Annotated in this window: 20 protein-coding genes; 9 read left to right on the plus strand and 11 right to left on the minus strand. The window is 72.9% G+C overall.

All coding sequences use genetic code 11. From position 1 onward, the window contains the following. Window positions 1-92 precede the first annotated feature (92 nt). Window positions 93-2,369, minus strand: a complete 2,277-nt coding sequence (locus tag ACLJQM_RS12595) for an ATP-binding protein (RefSeq protein ID WP_410631322.1) — start codon at window positions 2,367-2,369, stop codon at window positions 93-95. A gap of 127 nt (window positions 2,370-2,496) precedes the next feature. On the opposite strand from ACLJQM_RS12595, the gene ACLJQM_RS12600 reads away from it, so the two are divergent. The 6 genes from ACLJQM_RS12600 to ACLJQM_RS12625 all read left to right on the plus strand — a co-directional run bounded on the left by ACLJQM_RS12600 (window position 2,497) and on the right by ACLJQM_RS12625 (window position 7,847). Then, complete coding sequence (locus ACLJQM_RS12600) at window positions 2,497-3,552, plus strand: helix-turn-helix domain-containing protein (RefSeq protein ID WP_410631323.1); 1,056 nt, start codon at window positions 2,497-2,499, stop codon at window positions 3,550-3,552. 246 nt (window positions 3,553-3,798) lie between these two features. Then, window positions 3,799-5,163, plus strand: a complete 1,365-nt coding sequence (locus ACLJQM_RS12605) for a sensor histidine kinase (RefSeq protein ID WP_410631324.1) — start codon at window positions 3,799-3,801, stop codon at window positions 5,161-5,163. Window positions 5,164-5,226: 63 nt separating this feature from the next. After that, window positions 5,227-5,646 (plus strand): roadblock/LC7 domain-containing protein, encoded by a 420-nt coding sequence (locus ACLJQM_RS12610; protein ID WP_247022552.1) that lies wholly within the window; start codon window positions 5,227-5,229, stop codon window positions 5,644-5,646. After that, window positions 5,643-6,002: a DUF742 domain-containing protein gene (locus ACLJQM_RS12615; RefSeq protein WP_247022554.1), complete on the plus strand. Its 360-nt coding sequence runs from the start codon at window positions 5,643-5,645 to the stop codon at window positions 6,000-6,002. Before ACLJQM_RS12610 ends, ACLJQM_RS12615 begins: the two co-directional genes overlap by 4 nt. Next, window positions 5,983-6,591, plus strand: a complete 609-nt coding sequence (locus ACLJQM_RS12620) for a GTP-binding protein (RefSeq protein WP_247022555.1) — start codon at window positions 5,983-5,985, stop codon at window positions 6,589-6,591. The genes ACLJQM_RS12615 and ACLJQM_RS12620 overlap by 20 nt, the downstream gene beginning before the upstream one ends. Beyond that, the gene (locus ACLJQM_RS12625; RefSeq protein ID WP_247022557.1) at window positions 6,588-7,847 is read left to right on the plus strand and encodes a cytochrome P450; all 1,260 of its coding nucleotides are present in this window, start codon (window positions 6,588-6,590) and stop codon (window positions 7,845-7,847) included. Before ACLJQM_RS12620 ends, ACLJQM_RS12625 begins: the two co-directional genes overlap by 4 nt. A 13-nt stretch (window positions 7,848-7,860) precedes the next feature. Here ACLJQM_RS12625 and ACLJQM_RS12630 read toward each other — a convergent pair whose 3' ends face one another. The 4 genes from ACLJQM_RS12630 to ACLJQM_RS12645 form a co-directional block, all read right to left on the minus strand. Beyond that, window positions 7,861-9,075 (minus strand): cytochrome P450, encoded by a 1,215-nt coding sequence (locus ACLJQM_RS12630; RefSeq protein ID WP_410631325.1) that lies wholly within the window; start codon window positions 9,073-9,075, stop codon window positions 7,861-7,863. 67 nt (window positions 9,076-9,142) lie between these two features. After that, window positions 9,143-10,522 carry a dipeptidase gene (locus ACLJQM_RS12635; protein ID WP_410631378.1) on the minus strand — a complete coding sequence of 460 codons (1,380 nt, stop codon included), beginning with the start codon at window positions 10,520-10,522 and terminating at the stop codon, window positions 9,143-9,145. Between the two features lie 5 nt (window positions 10,523-10,527). Then, window positions 10,528-10,974, minus strand: coding sequence for a hypothetical protein (locus ACLJQM_RS12640; protein WP_247022560.1), 447 nt, complete (start codon window positions 10,972-10,974; stop codon window positions 10,528-10,530). Continuing rightward, complete coding sequence (locus ACLJQM_RS12645) at window positions 10,971-12,446, minus strand: APC family permease (RefSeq protein ID WP_281506273.1); 1,476 nt, start codon at window positions 12,444-12,446, stop codon at window positions 10,971-10,973. Before ACLJQM_RS12645 ends, ACLJQM_RS12640 begins: the two co-directional genes overlap by 4 nt. Before the next feature lie 371 nt (window positions 12,447-12,817). Here ACLJQM_RS12645 and ACLJQM_RS12650 point away from each other — a divergent pair, with 371 nt between their 5' ends. Beyond that, window positions 12,818-14,347: a LuxR C-terminal-related transcriptional regulator gene (locus ACLJQM_RS12650; RefSeq protein WP_410631326.1), complete on the plus strand. Its 1,530-nt coding sequence runs from the start codon at window positions 12,818-12,820 to the stop codon at window positions 14,345-14,347. Window positions 14,348-14,356: 9 nt separating this feature from the next. Here ACLJQM_RS12650 and ACLJQM_RS12655 read toward each other — a convergent pair whose 3' ends face one another. After that, window positions 14,357-15,580, minus strand: a complete 1,224-nt coding sequence (locus ACLJQM_RS12655) for an AI-2E family transporter (protein ID WP_360781532.1) — start codon at window positions 15,578-15,580, stop codon at window positions 14,357-14,359. Window positions 15,581-15,929: 349 nt separating this feature from the next. Between ACLJQM_RS12655 and ACLJQM_RS12660 the strand changes: the two genes are divergently transcribed. Continuing rightward, window positions 15,930-16,295 (plus strand): hypothetical protein, encoded by a 366-nt coding sequence (locus ACLJQM_RS12660; protein ID WP_410631327.1) that lies wholly within the window; start codon window positions 15,930-15,932, stop codon window positions 16,293-16,295. A 362-nt stretch (window positions 16,296-16,657) separates the two neighbouring features. After that, on the plus strand, window positions 16,658-18,820 hold the full coding sequence (locus ACLJQM_RS12665; RefSeq protein ID WP_410631328.1) for a DUF6351 family protein: 2,163 nt from the start codon (window positions 16,658-16,660) through the stop codon (window positions 18,818-18,820). Window positions 18,821-18,827: 7 nt separating this feature from the next. Here ACLJQM_RS12665 and ACLJQM_RS12670 read toward each other — a convergent pair whose 3' ends face one another. The 5 genes from ACLJQM_RS12670 to ACLJQM_RS12690 form a co-directional block, all read right to left on the minus strand. After that, the gene (locus tag ACLJQM_RS12670) at window positions 18,828-19,196 is read right to left on the minus strand and encodes a VOC family protein (protein WP_247022581.1); all 369 of its coding nucleotides are present in this window, start codon (window positions 19,194-19,196) and stop codon (window positions 18,828-18,830) included. 93 nt (window positions 19,197-19,289) lie between these two features. Further along, window positions 19,290-20,060: an isocitrate lyase/phosphoenolpyruvate mutase family protein gene (locus ACLJQM_RS12675; RefSeq protein ID WP_410631329.1), complete on the minus strand. Its 771-nt coding sequence runs from the start codon at window positions 20,058-20,060 to the stop codon at window positions 19,290-19,292. A 42-nt stretch (window positions 20,061-20,102) separates the two neighbouring features. Next, on the minus strand, window positions 20,103-21,032 hold the full coding sequence (locus tag ACLJQM_RS12680; RefSeq protein WP_410631330.1) for a 2,3-dihydroxyphenylpropionate 1,2-dioxygenase: 930 nt from the start codon (window positions 21,030-21,032) through the stop codon (window positions 20,103-20,105). After that, on the minus strand, window positions 21,032-21,943 hold the full coding sequence (locus tag ACLJQM_RS12685) for an alpha/beta fold hydrolase (RefSeq protein WP_360781521.1): 912 nt from the start codon (window positions 21,941-21,943) through the stop codon (window positions 21,032-21,034). The genes ACLJQM_RS12680 and ACLJQM_RS12685 overlap by 1 nt, the downstream gene beginning before the upstream one ends. After that, the gene (locus ACLJQM_RS12690) at window positions 21,940-22,440 is read right to left on the minus strand and encodes a cupin domain-containing protein (protein WP_360781519.1); all 501 of its coding nucleotides are present in this window, start codon (window positions 22,438-22,440) and stop codon (window positions 21,940-21,942) included. Before ACLJQM_RS12690 ends, ACLJQM_RS12685 begins: the two co-directional genes overlap by 4 nt. Window positions 22,441-22,442: the final 2 nt, after the last annotated feature.

Consider the following 22,442-nt stretch of genomic DNA (forward strand, 5'->3'; position numbering starts at 1 on the left):
ACGAAAGTGCTGGGAGCGCTCCCATCAGTCCAGCACTGTAGCCGGACGGGCTGAATCGGGAAAGAGGCAGCCGGGTGCCTGCGGTCGTCGTCCTACTGTCCACTTCGGAGGTCGTCGTCGTGGCGGAGCTGCTCGTTCACCCAGATCGCGACCTGGGTCCGGTTGCCCAGCCGCAGCTTGGTGAAGATGTGCTCGAGGTGGGTTTCCGCGGTCCGCCGCGAGATGACCAGGTGCACGGCGATCTCCCGGTTGGTCAGTCCGTTCGCGACGAGCCCGGCGATCTCGGACTCCCGCCGGGTCAACGGCGGCAGCACCACGACACCGCCGGTCGGCGGGCGCTCGGTGGCCAGCACGTCGTGCAGGTTCGCCCGGTGCCCTTCGCCGGACAGCTCCTCGAACCGCGCGTCACCGAGCGCACCGCGGGCGGCCTTCACCGCTTCCCGGTGCGGCAGGGCGACGGCCACGTCGGGCTCGGATCCGCACTGGTCCCACAACGCCGCCGCCGCGCCGAACAGCCGGGCCGCCCGCCGCCAGTCCTCGCGCCGGGCCGAGACCCACGCCAAGCCGTCCACCCGGTACGCCGCGGAGAGCAGGTCGGGACCGCGCAGATCGATGTCCAGCGCGTCGCGGATCGCGCGTTCCCCGGTGCCGAGGTCACCGCCGTAGCAGACTTCCACCACGCCGAGGCCGAACAACGCCATCGAGCGGTAGGAATCGTCCTGCGCCGCTTCGCACAATCGCCGCATGCCTTCGAGCAGCAGTCGCGCACCCGCGAGGTCGCCGCGGTAGGCCATCGACACGCCTTGGATGAACATCGGGTGCAGCTGCTGCCGGACCTGGCCGCGCGCCTCGAACAGCCGGACGGCTTCGGCCGCGTGCTCGATGGCGTGCGGCTCGACCGCGAGCATCGCGACGAACGCCCGTGCGTGGCAGAGGTAGGGCGCCGCGTCTTCGTCACGGACGGCCTCGGCCCGCGCCAGCCGCTGTCGCGCTCCGGGCAGGTCCGCGTGCAACGCCGAGCACAGCGCGGCTACGGCTTGCCCCCGGGAGCGGCCCGCGGCCTCGGCGGGCATGGCCGCGAGCGCCCGGTCCGTCCACTCCCGGACCTCCCACACGGCACCGCGGGCCAGCCAGTATTCGAGCACGCTCGTCGCCATCCGCAACGCGATCACGGCTTCCCCGCCGGTACGCAGTGACCACGACAGCGCCGCGCGGATGTCGGCGTGGCCGGCGGACAGCCGCGCGAACCAGTCGTCGCGCCGGGGACCCAGCCACTCGGCGCCCGCTTGCTCCAGGAGCCGGGCGTGGTAGTCGCGGTGCCGCCGGGCCGCGACGTCCGCGGCGCCGGTCTCGGCCAGCCGTTCCTGACCGAACTCACGCAGGGCGTTCAGCATCTTGTAGCGGACGCCGGCCGCGCCCTCGACGCGCAGCAGCACCGACTTGTCGACCAGACCGTCCACCGCGTCCAGGACGTCGGCGGGCCCGTCGACGGCCGGCAGCTCGAACGGACCGGCGAACACCGAACAACGCTCCCAGACCTCCCGCTCGAGGTCGGTGCACAGGGCGTAGCTGCCCTCGACGGTCGCCCGCAAGGTGCGGTGCCGCTCGGGCAGCGACCTCGCCCCGGTGGTCAGCAACGTCAAGCTCGCGCTCACCCGGTCGGCGATCTGCCGCGGCGACAAGGCCCGGATGCGGGCGGCGGCCAGCTCGACGGCGAGCGGCAGCCCGTCCAGCTGCCGGCACACCTCCGTCACCGGGCCGACGTTGTCCCCGGTGAGCCGGAACGACGGCAGCACCGCCGCCGCCCGGTCGGCGAAGAGCCGGACGCTGCCGTAGGCCATCGCCAGCTCCGGGGTCCCGGCGGTCTCCGGCGGCACCGCCAGCGGCGCGACCGGCAGGACGTGCTCCCCGGCGACGCCGAGCGAGCTGCGGCTGGTCGCCAGGACGCGGACGCCGGGGCAGCGCCGGAGCAGGGACAGGACGAGGCCGGCGCAGCTGTCGACGAGGTGCTCGCAGTTGTCCAGCAGCAGCAGGACGTGCCGGTCCCGCAGGTGCGCGACCACGGCGTCGCGGACCGGCCGGCCGGCGGTGTCGTGCAGGCCGAGGCAGTCGGCCAGCGTGCGGGTGAGCAGGCTCGCTTCGCTCAGTTCGGCGAGGCTGACCACGACCACGCCGTCCGGGAAGGCGTGGGTCATCGAGCTGGCGACACGGCCGGCGAGCCGGGTCTTGCCCACTCCGCCGGGGCCGGTGAGGGTGACCAGGCGGGCCGTTTCGAGCAGGCCGCGCACGTCGTTCTCGTCGCCGGTGCGGCCGACGTAGCTCGTCAGCTGCCCCAGCTCCACCGCGCCGTGGTCGTCCACCGCACACATCGTGATCGAATCCGATGCGGGTGTCCACTTGGGTTGACGAATACGTAGTTCTCCCGACGCGTCGGGCGGGGTCCGCCGAGCAGACTCGGCGCGCCCGGCGATGCCCGCTCCGCTCCGGAGGTCGACGATGACCACGTCCCAGCCGATTCCCGGCCCCGCCGCGGCGGCGATCGCCCGGGCGATCGTGGCCGGCGTCCGGCACGCGGTGCCCGAGCACGCGCCGCTGTTCGACGCGGACGCCACGGCGTTCGCCGGCACCCTGGTGGCGAATCCCCGCGCGGGCACGTCGTCCGGGGCGGGCGCCTTCCGCCGGGCCGGCGTCGCCGAGCACGCGGCGGGCGGCGAACTCGACCGGCTCGTCCGCGCCTACCAGGCCGGTGGCCGGTGCGCCCTGCCGGTCGTGGCCGCGTTGAGCCACCGCGCCGGTGCCGGCGTCGTCGGGTCCGGTGTGGAGGCGGTGCTGCGCTGCGTCGACGTCCTGATCGGACTCTCGACCGAGGCCTACCGGGCGGCGCAGCGCGCGGCGGTCACCGACGTGCGCGCGGACCTGCTGCACGCGCTCCTCGCCGGTCAGGGGTGGGCCGACCTGGCCGGGCGCGCGAACTGGCCGGTGCCGGAGCGCGTCGTCGCCGTCGTCGTGGCGCCCGGTGCGTGCGTCGGCCCGTTCGGCGCCGAGGTGCTGGCCGACCTGAGCGCCGCGAGCCCGTACCTGGTGCTGCCCGCGGACACCGACCCCGGCCGGGTCGTGGGCGGCACGCCCGCGGCGACCGGCCCGGCCGTGCCACCGGCCCAGGCGGCGACGTCGCTGCACTGGGCCCGGCGGACGTGGAACCTGCGCCGCCGCGGCCTGGCGGCCCGCGACCCGGTCGTCCACTGGACGGACCACGTGGTGACCCATTGCCTGCTCGCCGACGAATCGCTCACCGGCGCCCTCGCCGCGCGCAGCCTCGCGCCACTGTCCGGGCTGCCACCGAAAACGCGCGACAAGCTCGTCGTGACGCTCCACGCCATGCTCGACGCCCGGGGCGGCGCACCGGAGATCGCCGCGCGGCTGGGGGTGCACCCGCAGACGGCCCGCAACCGCACGCGCCGGCTGCAGGCCCTGTTCGGCAGTCGCCTGGAGGACCCCGAGGAGCGGTTGAGCCTGCGCATTGCGGTGCGCGCGGACCGCGTCGGTATATAGCACTGCCTTTGCGGAAAGCACAAGGACATCCCCGGACGTGAATCGTGTCCGGGCACGAAATCGCCTCTTGATCTTCGTGCCCGGAGACCGGAACGAGTATTTCCCCGCGAAGCGAAACCGGCCCGTGATCTTCCCCGGCGTACGGAGTACTGTTCGGGCACCAATCGGACTCGGGGAAGTGGAGCGATGTCGGAACGATCGCCTGCACAGCATCGGGAAGAACGTGAGTCGGTCGGCCGGGCCGTGATGGGAGTGCTGGTCACCGCCGTTGTCGCCGGGGCGATCTGGACCACCGTGTCCTTGCTGGTTTCGGGCGGGCAGGCGATCTTCGTCGCCGTGGCGGGTGCGGTCACCGGGATCGCCACCTGCGTCGCCGTGTTCTTCGCCCTGCGCCGGGGTGACCAGGTCGCGCGGGCGGCAGCGCAGGCCGAGGCTGCGCGCGACGAAGCCGGGCAGGTGCGCGAATCCGCGCAGTCGGGCAGCCGTGAACTGGCCTGGCTGCTCGATCGGACGGTGCCCGAGGCGGTCCGGCGGCTGCGCAGCGGCTCGGCCGCGGACAGCGTGCTCGCCGAAATCCCGCGTCCCGCCGACGAATTGCACGAGCGCACCCTCCGGCTGCTGATCGACGAGATCGCCACCGGTGAACGCCGCCGCGCCGCCGCGACCGCCGCCTGCGCGAACGCCGCGGGCCGGCTGCAGGCGCTGGCGACCAGCACCCTCGCGGACCTGCGCGAAATGGAGAACCGGTCCTCCGACGCGATGCTCGGGGATCTGCTGAAGGTGGACCACACCACCGCGCAGGCCGGCCGGCTCGCCGACAGCATCGCCGTGCTCACCGGCGCGCGCTCGGGCCGCCGCTGGACGAAACCGATCCGGATGGAGAGCATCCTGCGCGGTGCGCTCGGCCGCATCGGCGCATATCAGCGGGTTCGCGTGCATTCCGCGAGCGGGGTCGCCGTCGTCGGTTACGCCGCGGAAGACGTCATGCACGCGCTCGCCGAACTGATGGACAATGCCACGAAGTTCTCGGCGCCGTCCGAAGAAGTGCACGTTTATGTCGAAGATCTGCACAACGGGGCAGTCATCACCATCGAAGACGGTGGCCTCGGGATGAAGGCGCAGGCCCTCGTCCGCGCCGAGCGCGCGGTGTCCCTCGACGAGCCGCTCGACCTGACCGCGATGTCGGGGACGCGGCTCGGGCTCGCCGTTGTCGGCTGCCTGGCGCGCAAGCACCAGCTGCACGTCTTCTTCCGCCCGTCCTCGCGCGGCGGGATCGGGGTCGTCATGCGGATCCCGACCCAGCTGATCACGCAGCCGCGCCCGGATGTCCTGCCGGAGAAGGAAGAGCAGCCCGCCGCCGTCGCGTGGCCGGGGCCCGACACGAGCCACGAAATCACCGGTGACCTCATCGAGCCGTCGGAACTGCCGAAGCGCTCGCGCGGGCAGACGCTGACCGCCGCGTCGCGCCGGCCGCCGTCGCCCACGCCGAGCACGGCCCGGGCCGAGCGGGACACCGGTTCCCGGTTCGGTGCCTTCCAGCAGCGGCGCAGCGGCGGTCCCACGCCGTCGCACCGCGCCGCCACCTCGGCGGAGACCGGCGAAGACGCGTGACCTCCCACACCCGACCCCGCCAGATTGGAGCGAGGGGACCCGCCTGCCCGGTCCCCGGATTCGATGACTGATTCGGACAAGAGCCTCGAATGGCTCCTCGAGAACCTCGTCGGCAACACCGCCGGCGCGTGTCACGCCCTCGTGCTGTCGCGTGACGGCCTGAAGCTCTGCCACACGCAGGGACTCACCGTCGACCGCGCCGACCAGCTGGCCGCGATCGCGGCCGGGGTCCAGGCGCTGGCGCACGGCGCGTCGGTCGAGTTCGGCGACGGCACCGGCGGCGTGCGCAACTCGATGACCGAGTTCCACGGCGGGATCCTCTTCATCGTCGAGGCCGGGGTCGGCTCGCACCTGGCCGTGATCGCCACCGAGGACGCCGACGTCGGCCTGATCGGGCACAACATGGACGAGCTGGTGGAGCAGATCGGCTCGGTGTTCACCGCTCCGCCGCGGTTCGCGGCGGCCGACCAACCGGCTTCGTGACGCGTTCGGCGCTCGACGGAGAAGACCCGGACCGGCTCTACACGGTCACGGGGGGACGCAGCAGCGCGGACGACATCGACCTCGACCTCGTCACGTTGATCGTCAGCGAATCGGAGCCGTCCGCGGGGATGCAGTCCGAGCACGTGCGGATCCTGCGGATCGCCGAGAAGCCGACGTCCGTCGTCGAGCTGTCGTCCTACCTGGCGCTGCCGGTGAGTGTGCTCAAGATTCTGCTCGCGGACCTGCTGGCCACGGGCAAGGTGTCCGCCCGACATCCGTCGTCGGCCCAGGCCGCGGGACGGACCTCCGACTCGGAATTCCTCAAGAAGGTGCTCGTTGGACTCCGCAATCTCTGAAGTAGAAGAACGGCAGCCACTGGCCGACAGCGCGAGTGACGGCCTGAAGATCGTCGTCGTCGGCGGCTTCGGCGTCGGGAAGACGACGATGGTCCGGTCGGTCAGCGAGATCCGGCCGCTGAGCACCGAAGAGACGATGACGCAGGCCGGCATCGGCGTCGACCACACCCGCGGGGTGCAGGGCAAGACGACGACCACGGTCGCGTTCGACTTCGGCCGGATCAGCCTCGACGAGCAGATGGTGCTCTACCTGTTCGGGGCGCCCGGCCAGGAACGGTTCTGGTTCCTCTGGGACAGCCTCTTCGCCGGCACCCTCGGTGCGGTCGTCCTGGTCGACGCCCGGCGGCTGGCCGACTCGTGGTACGCGATCGACCGGCTCGAGCACCACGGGACGCCGTTCATCGTGGCCCGCAACAACTTCGGCCCGCCGAAGCACAGCCTCGACGACGTCCGCGCGGCGCTCGACCTGGCCGAGGAGGTCCCGCTCGTCGACTGCGACGCCCGCGACCGGGACTCGTCCAAGCAGGTGCTGATCTCGCTCGTCGACCACCTCTACACCCTGTCCAAAGTCCGGGAGGGCGCATCGTGACCGGTTTCCAGACCAGCACCCCGCCGGAGACGGTCCCCGCCGCGGACCGGGTCCGGTTGTACGGACCGGAGTTCCAGAAGGATCCCGCGGCGTTGTACGCCCGGATCCGGCGGGAGTACGGCGGCGTCGTCCCGGTCCTGCTCGACGGCGACATCCCCGCGTGGCTGCTCACCGGCTACCGCGAGATCCACCAGGTGTGCCAGGACTCGCAGCTGTTCGCCCGCGACAGCCGCCGGTGGAACCAGTGGGACAACGTCCCCGACGACTGGCCGCTGCTGCCCTACGTCATGCACAACCCGTCGGTGATGTTCACCGAAGCCGCGGAGCACCGCCGGCGGGCGGGCGCGATCGGCGACGCGTTGTCCGCGGTCGACCAGTTCGACCTCGGCTCGCACTGCGAACGGATCGCGGACAGCCTGATCGACGAATTCGCGGGTAGCGGCGAAGCCGACCTGATCGCCCAGTTCGCGCAGCGCGCGCCGCTGCTGGCGATCGCGAAGATGTACGGCATGCCCGACTCGGAGGCCCCGGCCCTGGTGCGGGACGTCGCCCTGTCCCTCGACGTCGGCCCCGAGGCGCTGCCCGCGTACGTCCGGGTGCAGGAGGCGATGGCGCGGCTGGTGGGCGTGAAGCACGAGCGGCCGGGCGCCGACGTCCCCACGACCATGATGCGGCACCCGGCGGACCTGACCGACGACGAGGTCGTCCAGGACCTGCTGGTGGTGACCGCCGCGGCCCAGCAGCCGACGGCGAACTGGATCGGAAACACGATCCGGCTCATGCTGACCGACAGCCGCTTCGCGATGACGCTGTCGGGCGGCCGGGGCAGCGTCGGGCAGGCCCTCAACGAGGTGCTGTGGCACGACACGCCCACGCAGAACTTCATCGGCCGGTTCGCGTCCCGCGACACCGTGCTCAGCGGCGTCCGCGTGCGCCAGGGCGACCTGCTCGTGCTGGGCCTGGCGGCCGGCAACGCGGACCCGCACGCCCGCCCGGACGCGGCATACGGCGCCCTCGGCAACCACGCCCACATGTCGTTCGGCCACGGCGAGCACGGGTGTCCCTATCCGGCACCGGAAGTGGCCGAGGTGATCGCCCGGACCACGGTCGAGGTCCTGCTGGACCGCCTGCCCGACCTGGAACTCGCTGTTCCGGCGGGCGAGCTGGTGTGGCGGCCGTCGGTGTGGATGCGCGGACTGGAGAGCTTGCCGGTGACCTTCACCCCGGTCCACGTCGGTGGACCGGGGGCGTGGTGACCTGTCTCGGTGGCTAGGCGGGGGTGAACGTCACCGGCAGGGAAGCCGGGCCGCGGGTGAACACCCCTCGCTCGGCCGGCGCCGCGCCGTCGGCCAGGCGCAGGTCCGGCATCGCGTCGAGCAGCTGGTTGACGCCCACCTCGATCTCCGTCTTCGCCAGCAGCGCTCCCACGCAGAAGTGGCGGCCCAGTGCGAAGGACAAGTGGCTGGCCGCCGCGGAAAAGGCCGTGTCGGTCGGGAGGTCCGTGCGGAAGATGTCGAACGCGCCGGGGTTGGCGAAGCGGCGCGGGTCGCGGTTCGCGGCGCCGATCAGGCACGTCACCGTGCTGCCCGCCGGGATCGTCTCGCCGGCGATCTCGACGTCTTCCGCGGGCTGGCGCATGATCATGTGCACCGGCGGCGTGTAACGCAGGGTTTCGGCGAAGGCCTTCGGGATCAGCTCGCGGTCGGCGCGCACGGCGGCCAGTTGCTCGGGGTGCTCCAGCAGGTTGCGGAACAGCGAGGCGATCGCCTTGTCGGTGGTCTCGCCGCCCGCGGCCAGCAGCAGGCTGCAGAACGCCTTGATGTCCTCGTCGCTCATGGTGGTGCCGTCCACCTCGGTGGCGCACAACGTCGAAAGCAGGTCGTCGCCGAGGTTCGCCCGGCGGTCGCGGATGATCGGCAGCATGTACGCGGCCAGCTCGTCGTGGGTTTCGAGCCCGGCGGCGGTCACCGCCTCGTCCTGGCTGAGGTTGCCGAGGAACGCGATGATCGCGGTGTACCACCGCTGGAACCGCTCGTGATCGCTCGGGTCGAGGCCCAGCATGTCCACGATGACGTTGATCGGGAAGTGCCGGGCGTAGTCCCCGACGAGGTCGGCCGAGCCGCGGCCGCGGAAGGTGTCGATGAGCTGGGCGGAATTGCGTTCGATCACCGGGCGGAACTTCTGCTCCAGTTCGTTGCCCCGGAACGCCGGCGCCACCAGCGCGCGGCGGATCGAGTGTTCGCGGCCGCTCATCTGCAGGATGGTCCGGCCGTGCACCGGTTCCAGTTGCCACCCGTAGTTTTCGGTGGTGAACGTGCCTTCCTTGAAGGCGCGTGACACGTCGTCGAAGCGCGAAACGATGTAGCTCTGCATTTCCTCGTGCCAGATCACCGGTGAGTGCTCGAGCATCAGGTCGTAGGCGGTGTACGGATCGGCGGCGAACTCCGGAGAGAGGATGTCCGGTGCGTGCCCTGCTGAAGTCACGTGACTCCTTCGCTCAGTGGTCAAGCCGCCAGGTTAACGGGAATAGTTGCTACTGCGAAAGACTTGGTCACTGTGCGTAAAATCGGCCGTTGCCCCATGGAGCAACTCGGGAAGCCGCGTAGTTCTGCAGGAACAGCGCTTCGGTCAGTGCCATCGCCGAGATTTCCGATGGTGCGACGCTTTCGTTGGGCGCGTGGATCAGAGCCTGCGGCTCCTCCACCCCGATGAGCAGCAGCTCGGCGCCGGGACAGGTTTCGGCGAACACGGTGCACAGCGGAATCGAGCCGCCCTGGCCGAGCAGGCTCATCGGGCGGCCGTAGGCGGCCTGCATCGCGTCGGCCATCGCCCGGTGGGCCGGGCCGTCGATGGCGGGGCGGAACGGGTGGCCCACCGCCTCGATCTCCACCGACAGGCGCACGCTCCGCGGTGCGGCCGCGCGCAGGTGCTCGGTCAGCGCGTCCGCGGCTTCGTCCGGCTCGACGCCCGGCGGGATGCGCAGGTTCAGCCTCGCCCGTGCGCGGGGGGTGATGGCCGCGGCGGAGCCGACGACCGGCGGGCAGTCGATGCCGAGGACCGTCACCGCCGGACGCGCCCAGAGCAGGTCCGCGATCTCGCCGTCGCCGGGCAGGACGGCGTCCGGGGCCAGGCCGATGTCCGCGCGGAACCGCGCCGCCGGGTAGGGCGCGCCGGGCCAGGTGCCGTCGTGGGCGAGCCCGTCCACCGTGGTGTTGCCCTCGCTGTCCCGGAGGGACGCGAGCACGGTCACCAGCGCGGCCAGCGCGTCCGGGGCGGGGCCGCCGAACATGCCGGAGTGCAGCGCGGACGGCAGCGCTTCGACCGAGACGACCGCGTTCACCATGCCGCGCAGGCTCACCGTGACCGCCGGTTGCCCCACCGCCGCGTTCCCGGTGTCGCACACCAGGATCGCGTCGGCCCGCAAGAGCTCGGCGTGCTCGGGGACGAACGCCTCCAGCCCGCCGGTGCCCTGCTCCTCGGAGCCCTCGACCACCAGCTTGAGGTGGACGGGCAGGTCGTCGCCGAGCGCGCGCAACGCCGTGAGGTGCATGAGGGTGTTGCCCTTGCAGTCGGCGGCACCGCGCCCGTACCAGCGTCCGTCCACTTCGGTCAGCCGGAAGGGCGGCGTCCGCCAGGCGTCGTCGTCCAGCGGCGGCTGGACGTCGTAGTGGGCGTAGAGCAGCACGGTCGGCGCGTTTTCCGCGGCGCAGCGGCGGGAACCGAGCACGGCCTGGCTGCCGTCCGGCGTGTCGACCAGCCGGGCGTCGGCGAACCCGGTCTCGGCGAACGCGTCGGCGACCCAGGTCGCGGCGCGCCGGCACTCCTCGGGCGGGAACTGGCGCGGGTCCGCGACGGACCGCATCGCGACGAGGTGCGCGAGTTCCTCGCGTGCTCGCGGCATGAGCGCGTTCACCCGGTCGCGCAGATCCATCGCGTTCACCGGTTCACCGCCCCGGCGAAGGCCAGTCCGCGGACGTAGTCCTGGAACGCCCCGAGCTTGCCGGGGCAGTAGATCTCGACGACGAACGTCTCCCCGCGCACGACGGTGGCGGGGGAGCGGACGGGCCGGGCGCCGGGCCCGCCCGCTCCGTTGGAGATCCCGCTGTCACTGGTCGCCCGCGTCAGCGCGGACGCCGGGTCGACGCAGATGGCGCCGCCGTCGGTGCCGAGCAGCCGGACGACCTGGTCGTGCGCCGGTACCCGGGCGCCCGCCTGGCCGAGCCGGGCGATCAGCTGGTCGGCTTTCGCGCCGGCTTCGGCGTCCGACCGGGCGGAGTGGTACAGCAGCGATCCGGCCACCAGCAGCGCACCCGTCACGACTCCCGCGACGAGGTAGCCGAGCACCCGGTGCCGCCGGGACGATCGTTCGTCCACTGTGGTCACGACTGACTCCCTTCGGGCTGGGCTGGCTGCCGCCAAGACGGCTTTCGCAGCCGGTAGAACAGGTACGGCACCAGCAGGCCCAGCCCGAGCGCGCCGCCCGCGACGATGCCGAGGTACACCCACGGGCTGCCGGAGCCGAACTGCGAAGGCGGGACGAAGCCGACCAGCAGCGCGGCCAGTGACGCGCAGAAGCCGATTCCGCACAGGCCGAGCAGCATCGGGGCGCGGTAGCCGCGGGGGTGGTCGGGGAACTTGCGCCGCAGCCGCACCGCCGCGATGAACATCAGCAGGTACATGATCAGGTACACCTGGGTGGTGATCACCGAGAAGATCCAGTACGCGCTGGACACGTCCGGGATGAACGCGTAGAGCAGGGCGATGAGGGTCGTGATCGCGCCCTGGGTGACCAGGATGTTGCGCTGCACGCCCTGTTTGTTCAGCCGCTGCAGGAACGGCGGCAGGTAGCCCTCCTGCCGGGAGATCAGCAGCAACCCCTTCGACGGGCCCGCCAGCCACGTCAGCATCCCGCCGAGCGACGCCATGACGAGCAGGACGCCGATCACCGGGGTGAGCCACTGGATGCCGAAGTTGGCGAACACCGCGTCGAAGGCCTGCATCACCCCGGCGGTGAGGGAAAGCTGGTCGGCCGGGATGACCCAGCTGATCGCCAGCGCGGGCAGGACGAAGATCAGCAGGACGAGTCCCATCGAGAGGAACATCGAGCGCGGGAACTCCTTGGCGGGCTTGCGCAGCGACGACACGTGCACCGCGTTCATCTCCATGCCCGAGTAGGACAGGAAGTTGTTCACGATCAGCACGAGGCTCGCCAGCCCGGCCCACGCGGGCAGCAGGTTGCCCGCCGACATCGGCGCCGCGGACGGGTGCCCCTGCCCGAGGAAGACGAGGCCGAGCACCACCAGCAGCGCCCCGGGGACGAGCGTCCCGATGATCAGCCCGCCGCCGGCGAGCCCGGCCACGCCTTTCGTTCCCCGCGCGGAGATCCACACCCCCGACCAGTACGCGACGACGATCACCGCGGCGGTCCACAGGCCGCTGGAGGCCAGCTCCGGGTCGAAGACGTACGCGAGCGTGCTCGCGACGTACCCGAGCAGGCTCGGGTAGTAGAAGATCGTCATCGCGAACTGGCACCAGACCGCGAGGAAGCCCATCGGCTTCGAGATCCCGAGCGCCACCCAGTTGTAGACCCCGCCCGGCCAGCCCGAGGCGAGCTCGGCCGAGACGAGCGACGTCGGCAGCAGGAACACGATCGCCGGGACCACGTAGAGGAAAACGGCCGCGAGACCGTAGACCGCCATCGTCGGGGACGGGCGCAGGCTCGCGACGGAACTGGTCGTCATGAGCGCCAGCGCGATCCAGGAGATCCACGCGGCGGACCGCGGCCGGGCGCGGCCGGCGTTCGGGGCGGGCGGCGGCGGTGAAGCGGTCCCGACCGGGACGTCCGGGCTGTTCACGACGCCGGTCCGGCCGGGTCGGGCAGGGCTCGGCTGGGGTTCGCGGTGGTCATGGCTGTCGGCCTCCCGAGGCTCGTCCGCGGTGTGTGGTGGTCAATCGTGTGGGGTGCCCGGCCCGGCCGGGTCACCCGTTGCGGGCGAGACCGGGGCGGCTCGGCGGGCGGTGGGCCCGCGCCGCGCACCGCCCCGTCTCACCCGGAGCGGAGGAGCCCGGCGGTGCCCGGACGTGCTTCCGTGACGCCGTCGAGCGGAAGATCACGGAGGGCACCATGACCGGAGAAACCCGGCCCAGGATCGCGACGGGCCGCCTGTGAGCGGGCGGCGGCGCGACGGCGCTGCGGGCCGAACTGGCCCGGCGCGGCCCGGAGCGGGTGCGGCGGCTGCACGCCGTCGCCGCGCGGTGGTACGCGGACGAAGGGCGGTTCGGGGACGCGCTCCGGCACGCCGTTGCGGGCCGTGACCGGCAGCGCGTCCTGACCCTGGTCCGGGACCACGGCGTCCGCCAGGTGCTCACCGGGGACGGGGATCCCGTCCGGACCGCCCTCACCCACCTCGGCCCGGAGACCGTCGCCGCGAGCCCGCCGTTGCGCCTGACTTCGGCGTTGGACCACATCCAGCGCGGGGACCTCGCCGCCGCCGGTGCCGACCTCGGCGAGGTCCCGCCCGGCGGCGAACCGGGCTTGCTGGCCGTCCGGCACCTCGCCCGCGTGACCGGGAACCGGCCGCCGGCGACCGAAGTGCCCGCGACGGCGGGAACCCCGGAGCTCGACGCGTGGGCGAAGCTCGAACTCGCCTGGTGTTCGCTGCACCGGGGTGCCCGCCGGTACGCCGTCAGCCGGGCCGAAGAGGCGCTTCGCCTGGCCCACGCCGGGCACCTCGACCACCTCGTGCTCCACAGCAGACTGGCGCTCGGGGTGGCCACCGCCCTGCGCGGGGACCACGCGGAGATGCGGCGCGCGTGCATCGGCGCGCTCGCGATCGCGCGGCGCCGCGGCCGGCACCGGACTCCGGGCGTCGCCGAATGCCACCTGATGCTGGGCTACGACGACCTCATGCGCAGCGAGCCGGTCGCCGCGGCCAGGGAACTGGCCCAGGCGGCGCGGGCGGAGGTGCCGGGGTGCGCGCCGCTGCTGGGGCCGCTCCGGAAGTTCTTCGAGGGCGTGGTCCGGTTCGACGAGGCCGACCGGGCGGCGGGCTCCCAGGCCATGCGCGCGGCCCGCCACCTCCTCGCCGACCTCGAACTGCCCCGCGAGATCGCCGCGATGTGCGCGGTCGCGGAGCACCACGCGGCGCTCGCCCTCGGCGAGGGCCTGCACGCGGCGGAAGTGCTGGCCTGGGCCCAGGAACGGTTGCGCGGCAGTGCCGAGCCCGCGCTGCTGCAGGTGCGGGCCCACCTGGCCGCCGACGAGACCGAGCCGGCCGAGGCGGTACTGGGCCAGGCCTGGTCGGCGACCGCGTTGCTGCCGGCCACCCCCGTCGACCTGTGCCTGGTCGAGACCGCGCTCGCCCTGCGCGCGCACCGGCGGACCAAAGCACTGCACGCCCTCGACCGCGCGCTCGCCCTCGCCCGGCCGAACGGGCTGGTGCGCCCGTTCGCCCTCGCCGAGCCGGCCGTCGGGCACCTGCTGATCGACCACTCGGGCGGGTTCGGCTCCCTGGACCGCTTCGCCCAGTCGGTCCGCGGCCGGCTCGTCCCGCACACCCCGTCCAGCGGGCTGACCGACCGCGAGCAGGTGGTGCTGAACCGCCTGCCGTCGCAGTGTTCGCTGGACGAGATCGCGTCGGACCTCACCGTTTCGGTGAACACCGTGAAGACCCTCGTGCGAGCCATCTACGGCAAGCTCGGGGTGAACAACCGGCGCTCGGCCGTGGTGGTCGCGCGCCACCACGGCCTCACGTGACCCGGCTGCTCAGCGCTGGTCCCGGCGCGGTGCCGAGAGCAGCGCGTCGGCCCAGCGGGCCCGCGGGTCGACGTCCACGAGCAAGGCCTTGGCCAGCAGGGTGGCCGGCACGGCGAGGACCGCGCCGAGCGGGCCCAGCAGCCAGGTCCAGAACACCAGCGCCAGCACGGTGACCAAAGTGGACAGACCGACCGAGCCGGCCACGAACCGAGGCTGGATCAGCGACTGCACCACGAAGTTCAGCCCCGTGTAGAGGACCAGCACGACGAGCAGGTCGCCCCAGCCGCCGTCGAGGAGCGCGATGAACGCCGGCGGCGCCACGCCGATCACGAACCCGACGTTGGGGATGTAGTTGGTGACGAAGGCGAGCAGGCCCCACAGCACGGCTCCGGGGATGCCGAGCAGGGCGAGGGCGACGGTGTCGAGCGCGGCCACCAGCCCGCCGAACACGGTCGTCACGACGAGGTAGATCCGGGTGCCGGAGGCGAAGCTCCGCAACGCCGCGGAAATCCACGGCCGGTCGTGCGCGATCCGGCCGAGCCGCTGCCCCGCCCACGCCGATTCGCTGCTCAGGAACAGCAGCAGGGCGAACAGGAACGCCAGGTTCGTCACCAGGCCGCCGACGCCGGCGAGCAGGGATCCGGCCAGGCCGACCAGCTTCCCGGCGTCCACGCCGGACAGCATGTCCCGCAGTTGCTGTTCGCCGACCCCGAGCCGGCCGAGCACTTCCCAGCCGTCGCGCAGGAGGTCGTTCAGGCGCCCGGTGTACTGGGGGAGCAGCGCCGAAAGCTGGGCCGCGGACACCACGACCACGAGGAAGAACGCGAGCAGGACCGCGTAGACGGTCACCACCAGCACGGAGACGGTCAGCCAGCGCGGCAGGCCCTTGCGGCGCAACCAGGTCCGGACCGGATCGAGGGTGATCACGACGACGGCGGCGAGGAACACCGGCCCGGCGAGCCAGGCGACGGCGCGCAGCCCGGCCAGCACCACCACCCCGGCCGCGGCCCCGAGCAGCACGACGAGCGCGCGCGGGAGCGGGCTGCCGCCGAAGCCGGGCGTGTCCTCCGGCGGCCACGGGATCGGCGGGACGTGCCCGCGGGCGGTGAACCGGCCGGCGAGCCCGCGGAACGGGTGCCACCGGGCCCGGGCGGCGGTGGCGGCGGTGCTTGCGCCCCGCCGCCGGATCCGGAACCGGTTCGCGGGGAATTCGGTGAGCGAAATTCGCACCATGCGGCACTCTCCGGGGCAGGGGGGCGGTCGGCCGTGCCACGGTGGCAGCGTCCGGCCGCCGGGTGACCACCCGGCGCGGGTGAAAGCCCGGAGTCGCGGTGCCCCATCTCGGCTGGGTGAGTGCCGAGGTCCGGGGCGTCGTCTGGACTTCGGCCGCCTCAAGCCGTCACGAACGGAGGAACCACCCGGCCGGTGCTTGCCCGCGCCCCGTGATCCCCGCGTAGGCTGGGTCCCGCCCCAGACCCCGGCGAAGCGGCTGTCGACCCGCCGATCGCATCGGTGGTGCGTGGGGAATCGCTCCCACCCGTGGTCGGCGTCCGAACCGACTTCGAGTGAGCGGGGTGACGTCGTGGGCGAGGCCGGTGGCACCGAACCCGGCACGGACCGGAGCTGGCCGGCGCGCCACGGCGGCGGCTACCCGAGGGGCTGGCAGGTCCGCTACCGCGGCCGCCGCCCCGGGCGGGGATCGCCGCCGCCTCCGGAACTCATCGGCACCATCGCCGGCCCCAGCCTGCGGGACGAGCACACCAGCACGACCTGGGTGCCGGTCCGCCCCTACCGCGCGGCCCCGGACACCCCGCTGAAACTGGTGCGGGCCGCCGACATCCTCGACGCCCGCCCGCCGGGCGGCGGCCCCGCACCGGCCGCGGCGGACGAGGACCGCGAGCGCGTCGAGCCGCCCGGGACGGATCCCGGCGCCGGCCCGGCGGGGTAGGCGGTGGTGCTCACCGACGGCCTGCTGGTGGCGAGCCTCGGCTTGCCGCGAGCACGGGCGCGCGACCGGCGCCCGGCCGACGTGACTTCCGAGGGGGAGCCACGTCGGCCGAGCGCCGGTCCGGCGCGCGCGAACCACCCCGGCGACGAACCCACGCCCCGCGCAAGCACAGCGGCCGGCACCGAGGCGCTCTAAGAGGCCGGTTCTTCCGGCGGGCCCCAAACCCGGGCGCGGTCGGCGGACCTCCGCCGTCCTCGTGGTGGATGAACCGGGGAAAGGGTGTTCCGGCCCGTCCGCAGGTGCTATACCGGCAGCTGCCCGGTGTCGCGACGACGCGATGCCAAGAGCGAGCGGAGTGTCTGGTGGCGAACCGTGCTTTGCGCTCATCCACCGTGGTGGCGGCCCTGACCGCGCCGGTCCTCCTGCTGGGGACCGCGGCCGCGGTGGCCGCTCCCGGCGCCCCGCCCGGACGGCAGCTGACGATCGAGACGGTGTCGAACCCGCGGCCCGCGCTCGTCAGCGGCGGACAGGTCCTGGTCAAGGTCGTGCCGCCGGAGCGGCCGCACGCCGGGCGGGTCGACGTCAGCGCCAACGGCCACGACGTCACCCCGGGGTTCCGCGCGCAGCCGGACGGTAGCCTGCTCGGCCTGGTCAGCGGCCTGCGCGACGGCACCAACGACCTGACCGCGAGGACGCGCGGCCCCGGCCCGGACCAGCGGGCGAGCCTGCGCGTCACCAACCACCCGATCACCGGGCCGGTCTTCTCCGGCGCGCAGCAGCACCCGTTCTACTGCGAGACCCAGGCGTTCGGCCTGCCCCCGGCGGCGCAGCCGCTCTGCAGCGCGCCGACCCAGGTCAGCTACCAGTACAAGACCACCGCCGGGGCGTTCGCGCCGCTGGCGGACCCGTCGACCCGGCCCGCGGACCTCGCGACGGCGACGGTCGGCGGGCGCGCGGTGCCGTACGTGGTCCGCGTCGAACGCGGCACGATCGACCGCGCCGTCTACGAGATCGCGGCGCTCTACGCCGGTGCGCCGTCGCCCGTCGCGCCGGACGCCGGCTGGAACGGGAAGCTGGTCTACACCTTCGGCGGCGGCTGCAACGCCGGCTACCACCAGGGCAGCTCGACCGGCGGGGTCGTCAACGATCTGTTCCTGGCGCAGGGGTACGCGGTCGCGTCGTCGAGCCTGAACGTGCTCGACAACAACTGCAGCCCGATCATCTCGGCCGAGGCGGCGATGATGGTCAAGGAGCACTTCGTCGAGACCTACGGCCCGGTCGCCCACACCATCGGCTGGGGCGGCTCGGGCGGGGCGATCCAGCAGTACGACATCGCGGAGAACTACCCCGGCATCGTCGACGGGATCATCCCCGGCGTCTCGTTCCCGGACCCGCTGACCACCGGCGGCCCGGTGTCGGACTGCCGCTTGCTGGAGCAGTACTTCGCCGGGGCGGGCGCGTCGTTCACCGCGGCGCAGAAGCAGGCCGTCGCGGGCTTCGCCAGCTACGACACGTGCGTCTCCTGGACCCTGACCTTCGCCAGCCGCGCCACCGCGACCGGCAGCTGCAACGCGGCCATCCCGGTCGCGGCGCGGTGGGATCCGGTGACCAACCCGGGTGGGGTGAAGTGCAACTCCAACGAGCAGCTGGTCAACCAGATCGGGCGCGACCCGAAGACCGGGTTCGTGCGCAGCCCGCTGGACACCACCGGCGTGCAGTACGGCTTGGGCGCGCTGAAGGCCGGCACGATCACCGCGGCGCAGTTCGCCGACCTCAACGCGACCATCGGCGGCCTCGATCACACCGGAAAGCCCGTGCCCCAGCGGATCGCGGCCGACCCGAAGGCGCTCGACGCGGTGTACGCCGACGACATCGTGAACTCCGGGTCGCAGGGTCTGCGGGAGACGCCGATCATCGACCAGCGGACCGACCTCGACCTGGCCGGGTTCGGCAACGACATCCACACCACCGAGTGGTCTTACGTGATGCGGCAACGGCTTCTGCGCGCCAACGGCACCGCGGGCAACCAGGTCATCATCGAAAACCACGCCACCGCCGCCGAAGCGGCAGCGGCGAGCATCTACGAGCTGAACGCGATGGACCGCTGGCTGACCGCGATCGACGCCGACGGTTCGCACCGGAGCCGCCAGCAGAAGGTGCTGGCGAACCGGCCGGGCGACCTCGGCGACGGGTGCTACCTCTCCGCGGCTTCGCGGATCACCGAGAAGCTGACGTACCCGGCGAGCGGCCAGTGCGGCCTGCAATACCCGGTGGCGGCCAACACCCGGCTGGTCGCGGGGGAGAGCCTGGCCCTCGACGTGCTGAAGTGCCGGCTCAAGCCGCTGGACTTCCGCGACTACCCGGTCACCTTCACCGCGGCGGACCGCACGCGGCTGCGTGCGACGTTCCCCGGCGGCGTGTGCGACTACCGCCGCCCGGGCGTCGGGCAGCGTCCCCCGCTCGGGACCTGGCTGAGCTACGGCGACGAACGGACCGGCACCACCCCGCCGACGAAGCCGCGGTGACGGCCGGTCACGAGCGGTCGTGGAGGGTGATCCGGTAACCGTCGGGGTCGGCGAAGGTGAAGGTCCGGCCGAAGGGGCCGTCGACCGGCGCGGCGGCGATGGTGTGCCCGTCGGCGGCGAGCGCGTCGTGGATGGCCTGGACGTCGGTGGCGTGCAGCCAGATCGCGGCCCCGATGCCGGGCTGCTCGACGGCCGCGAGATCGGTCCCGGGAACGATGTCGCGGAGCGCGAAGGCGATCGGCTTCGTCTCGAAGACGACGGCGTGCGGCGGTCCGGCGGGTGAGCGGACGAGGCCGAGGTACTTCTCGTAGAACGCCTGGGACGCGTCGAGGTCGCGCGCTTGGAGGGAGATGAAGTCGGGTCCGGTGGCGGGCATGGGGTGCTCCTTGTCTTCGTGTCAGGTTCCTGACATGAACCACCGTATGTCAGGAACCTGACACGAGTCAAGCCGGGTCGGTCCCGGTGCCCGTCAGTTGAGCTTGCGGGTGTCGGCGGGCAGGCCGCCGCCCGCGTAGACGTCCTCCGCCAGCTTCGCCAGCGCGGTCAGCGCCACGTTCTGGCTCCACGGGCCGTACGACACGCGGGACACGCCGAGTTCCTGCGCCCGGGCCAGCGGGATCGAGCCCGGGATGCCGATGAGGTTGACCTTGCGCTCGCCGAGCTCGGCGACGAGGCGGGCCACCTGGTCCTCGTCCAGTTTGCCGGGCACGAAGAAGTTGGACGCGCCCGCTTCGAGGTAGGCGCGGCCGCGGGTGATCGCTTCGGCCAGGGCGGTTTCGGGGTCGGTCTTGAGGAAGGCGTCGGTGCGGGCGTTGAGGACGAAGCCGACGCCCGCGGACTCCGCGGCCGCGACGGCGGCTTCGACGGCCTTCACGGCTTCGGCCAGCGGCTTCATCTGGTCTTCGAGGTTGGCGCCGACCGCGCCCACCTCGATCGCCCTGGCCACCGTGCCGCCCGGGTCGCCGTAGCCCGCTTCGAGGTCGGCGGTGACCGGCAGGTCGCCCGCGGTCCGGACGATCAGGGCGACCTCGGCGATCATTTCGTCGCGCGGGATCTTTTCGCCGTCCGGGTAGCCGCGCGAGGCCGCGATGCCGTGGCTGGGGGTCGCGAGCGCCTTCGTACCGGGGGGCTCGGCGACGACCTTGGCGGTGATCGCGTCCCAGACGTTGACGACGAGCAGCAGTTCGGGTGCGGCGTGCAGCTCTTGCAGGAGGGTGGCCTTGTCGGCGGTCGAGGTCATGCTGCCCAATCTAGGCGCGGGCACCGCAGCCGCGCCGGGGGTTCAGCCGACCGGGAACGTCGTGCCGATGCCCATCCCGGTGATCCACTCGGGCACCGGCTCGTAGCCGGTCCACGCCAGCGGGGCGCCGGCCGCGGCCTGGCCGATCAGCCAGCAGCGGATCTCATGGCCGCCGCTGCCCGCGAGGTCCTCCAGCTTCTCGTGGCCGAGCGCGGCGACCGACTCGGCGTCGCCCGCGGACAGCCGCTCGAGGAACCAGTTGTCCCACTCCGCGTTGACCCGGGCGCCGGGGTCGCCGCCCATGGCGCGGACGCGGGGTTCGCGGGCCGCCGCGAAGGCGTGGACGTCCGCGCGGCCGTGGATCAGGGACTCGCGGCGCTCGCCGGCCACCTCGCGCGGGTCGTTCGACGGCAGCCAGTGCGACAGCCCGCCGCTCGCCGCCACCAGGACGCGGCCGGGGAACTCCGCCGAGCGCAGCGCCGCGCCCAGTGCCCGGCCCAGCGCGACGCACCGCCGCAGCGACGGCAGCGGGGGCGCCGCGGTGTTGACGACCAGCGGGACCAGCGGTAGCGCGGTGCCGCCGGTCAGCATCTCGTAGGTCTGCACGATGCCGTGGTCGACGGTGAGCGAGTAGGACAGCGAAACGTCGAAGCCCGCGTCGGTCAGTCCGTTGTGGACCGACCACGCGAGCGGGCCGGCCACCGGCAGCGGGCCTTCGGTGCTGCCGAAGTCCCCGAAGCCGGCCGCGTGCTCGACGCCGAGGACGAACGGCGGCATCACGTCGTAGAAGTTGCCGTGGAAGTGGTCGGGCCCGATCACGACGATCGCGTCCGGCGCCAGCGCTTCCACCGCGCGCCGCGCGCGGTCGGCGTCGGCGAGGAACTTCGCGCCCGGACCGCCCTCGGCCGGCGGTGGCAGCAGGGTCGCGAACGGGCTGTGGGACATGCCGGCGAACCCGGCGATCGCGGCCATCAGGACGGGTCCTGACCGGTCAGCAGCCAGGTGCGGTGGACGTCGAGGAACTCGCCGACCTTCTCCCACTGCGGCCAGTGCCCGGCGTCGTCGATGACGTGCAGCAGCGCGTCCGGCAGCCAGCCCAGCAGCAGCTCGGCCTCGTCGAGCCCGCCGGTGGGGTCGTGGCTGGTCCACAGCAGCAACGTCGGCGCGGTCACCCGCGACACCCAGGCCGGGTCCCACGCGAAGTCCCTGCGCACCTCGGGGTCCTGCAGCACAAGCGTGTTGCCGATGGCCCGCACGAACCCGGGCCGGGAGTACACCCGGCGGCGCAGGTTCACCAGCTCGTCGGTGACCATTTCCTTGTGGTGGAACAGGAATTCGACGCGGCGGCGGACCGTTTCGTCGCTCGGGTCGAGCACCGCGGCCATAGTGCTGTCCCGCATCCGGGCCATCACCTCGGGCTTGTTCGCGATGTTGCCGGGCGTGTTGAGCACCAGCCGGTCGACGCGGTCCGGGTGGTGCGCGGCGGTCCACGCGACCACCCAGCCGCCGAGCGACTCGCCGGACAGGTGCGCCCGCCCGATGCCGAGGGTGTCCAAAAGGGACACCAGGTGCGCGGAGAGGACGTCGATCGTGTACGGCCGGTCCGGCAGGTCGGACCAGCCGTGGCCGACCATGTCGTAGACGGTGACGCGGAAGTCGCGCGCCAGGCCGGCCAGGTCGCGGGCATAGGCCTCGAGGTGCCCGCCGGTGCCGTGCAGCAGGACCAGGTCCGGGCCGGCGCCCGCCTGCAGGACGCGCGTGCGCACCGGCCGCCCGTCCAGCGGCACGTCGACGTAGCGCAGGGTGTGCTCGAGTTCGCCCAGCTCGCCCCAGATCCCGACGTGGTCGGGGATCGGCGGGGCGGCGCGCTCGGTGGTCGTCATGCGTCCTCCCGGTGCTCGGCGCGGGCTTCGGCCATCGTCGCCAGGCCCGCGCTCTGGCGGCGGCCGAGCCCGAACAGGCCCAGCAGCCGCGAGTTTTCGATGGTCAGGAACTCGACCGGCCGCGAAGCCGAGTCGTTGTAGTGGCGGTGCCACGTCCACGGCGGGGTGTAGACGAACGAACCCGTCGTCCACGTGACGGTTTCGTCCTCGATTTCGCTGTGCCCGTCGCCCGCCAGGACGAAGTGGACGGTCTCGTGGTGGTGGCGCTGCATGTCCGAGCTCTCGCCGGCCGGGATGACCTGGCGGAAGAGCTCGAACGTCGTGGTCGGCAGCTTCCCGGCGATCCGCAGTGACGTCGGGTTCGGGACGGCGCCGGGCGGGAGCTCCTCGAGCTCGCCGTCGTGCACGACGAGCGGGCGCTGCCCGCCGGGGCGGACGGCGTGGCCGATGCTCGCGAGGAAGTCGGCCATCGCGAAGCCGGGTCCGGACGTGGTCATGG

Origin of the sequence: Amycolatopsis sp. cmx-4-83, assembly GCF_046548815.1 — a bacterium.
GTDB lineage: Bacteria > Actinomycetota > Actinomycetes > Mycobacteriales > Pseudonocardiaceae > Amycolatopsis > Amycolatopsis pretoriensis_A.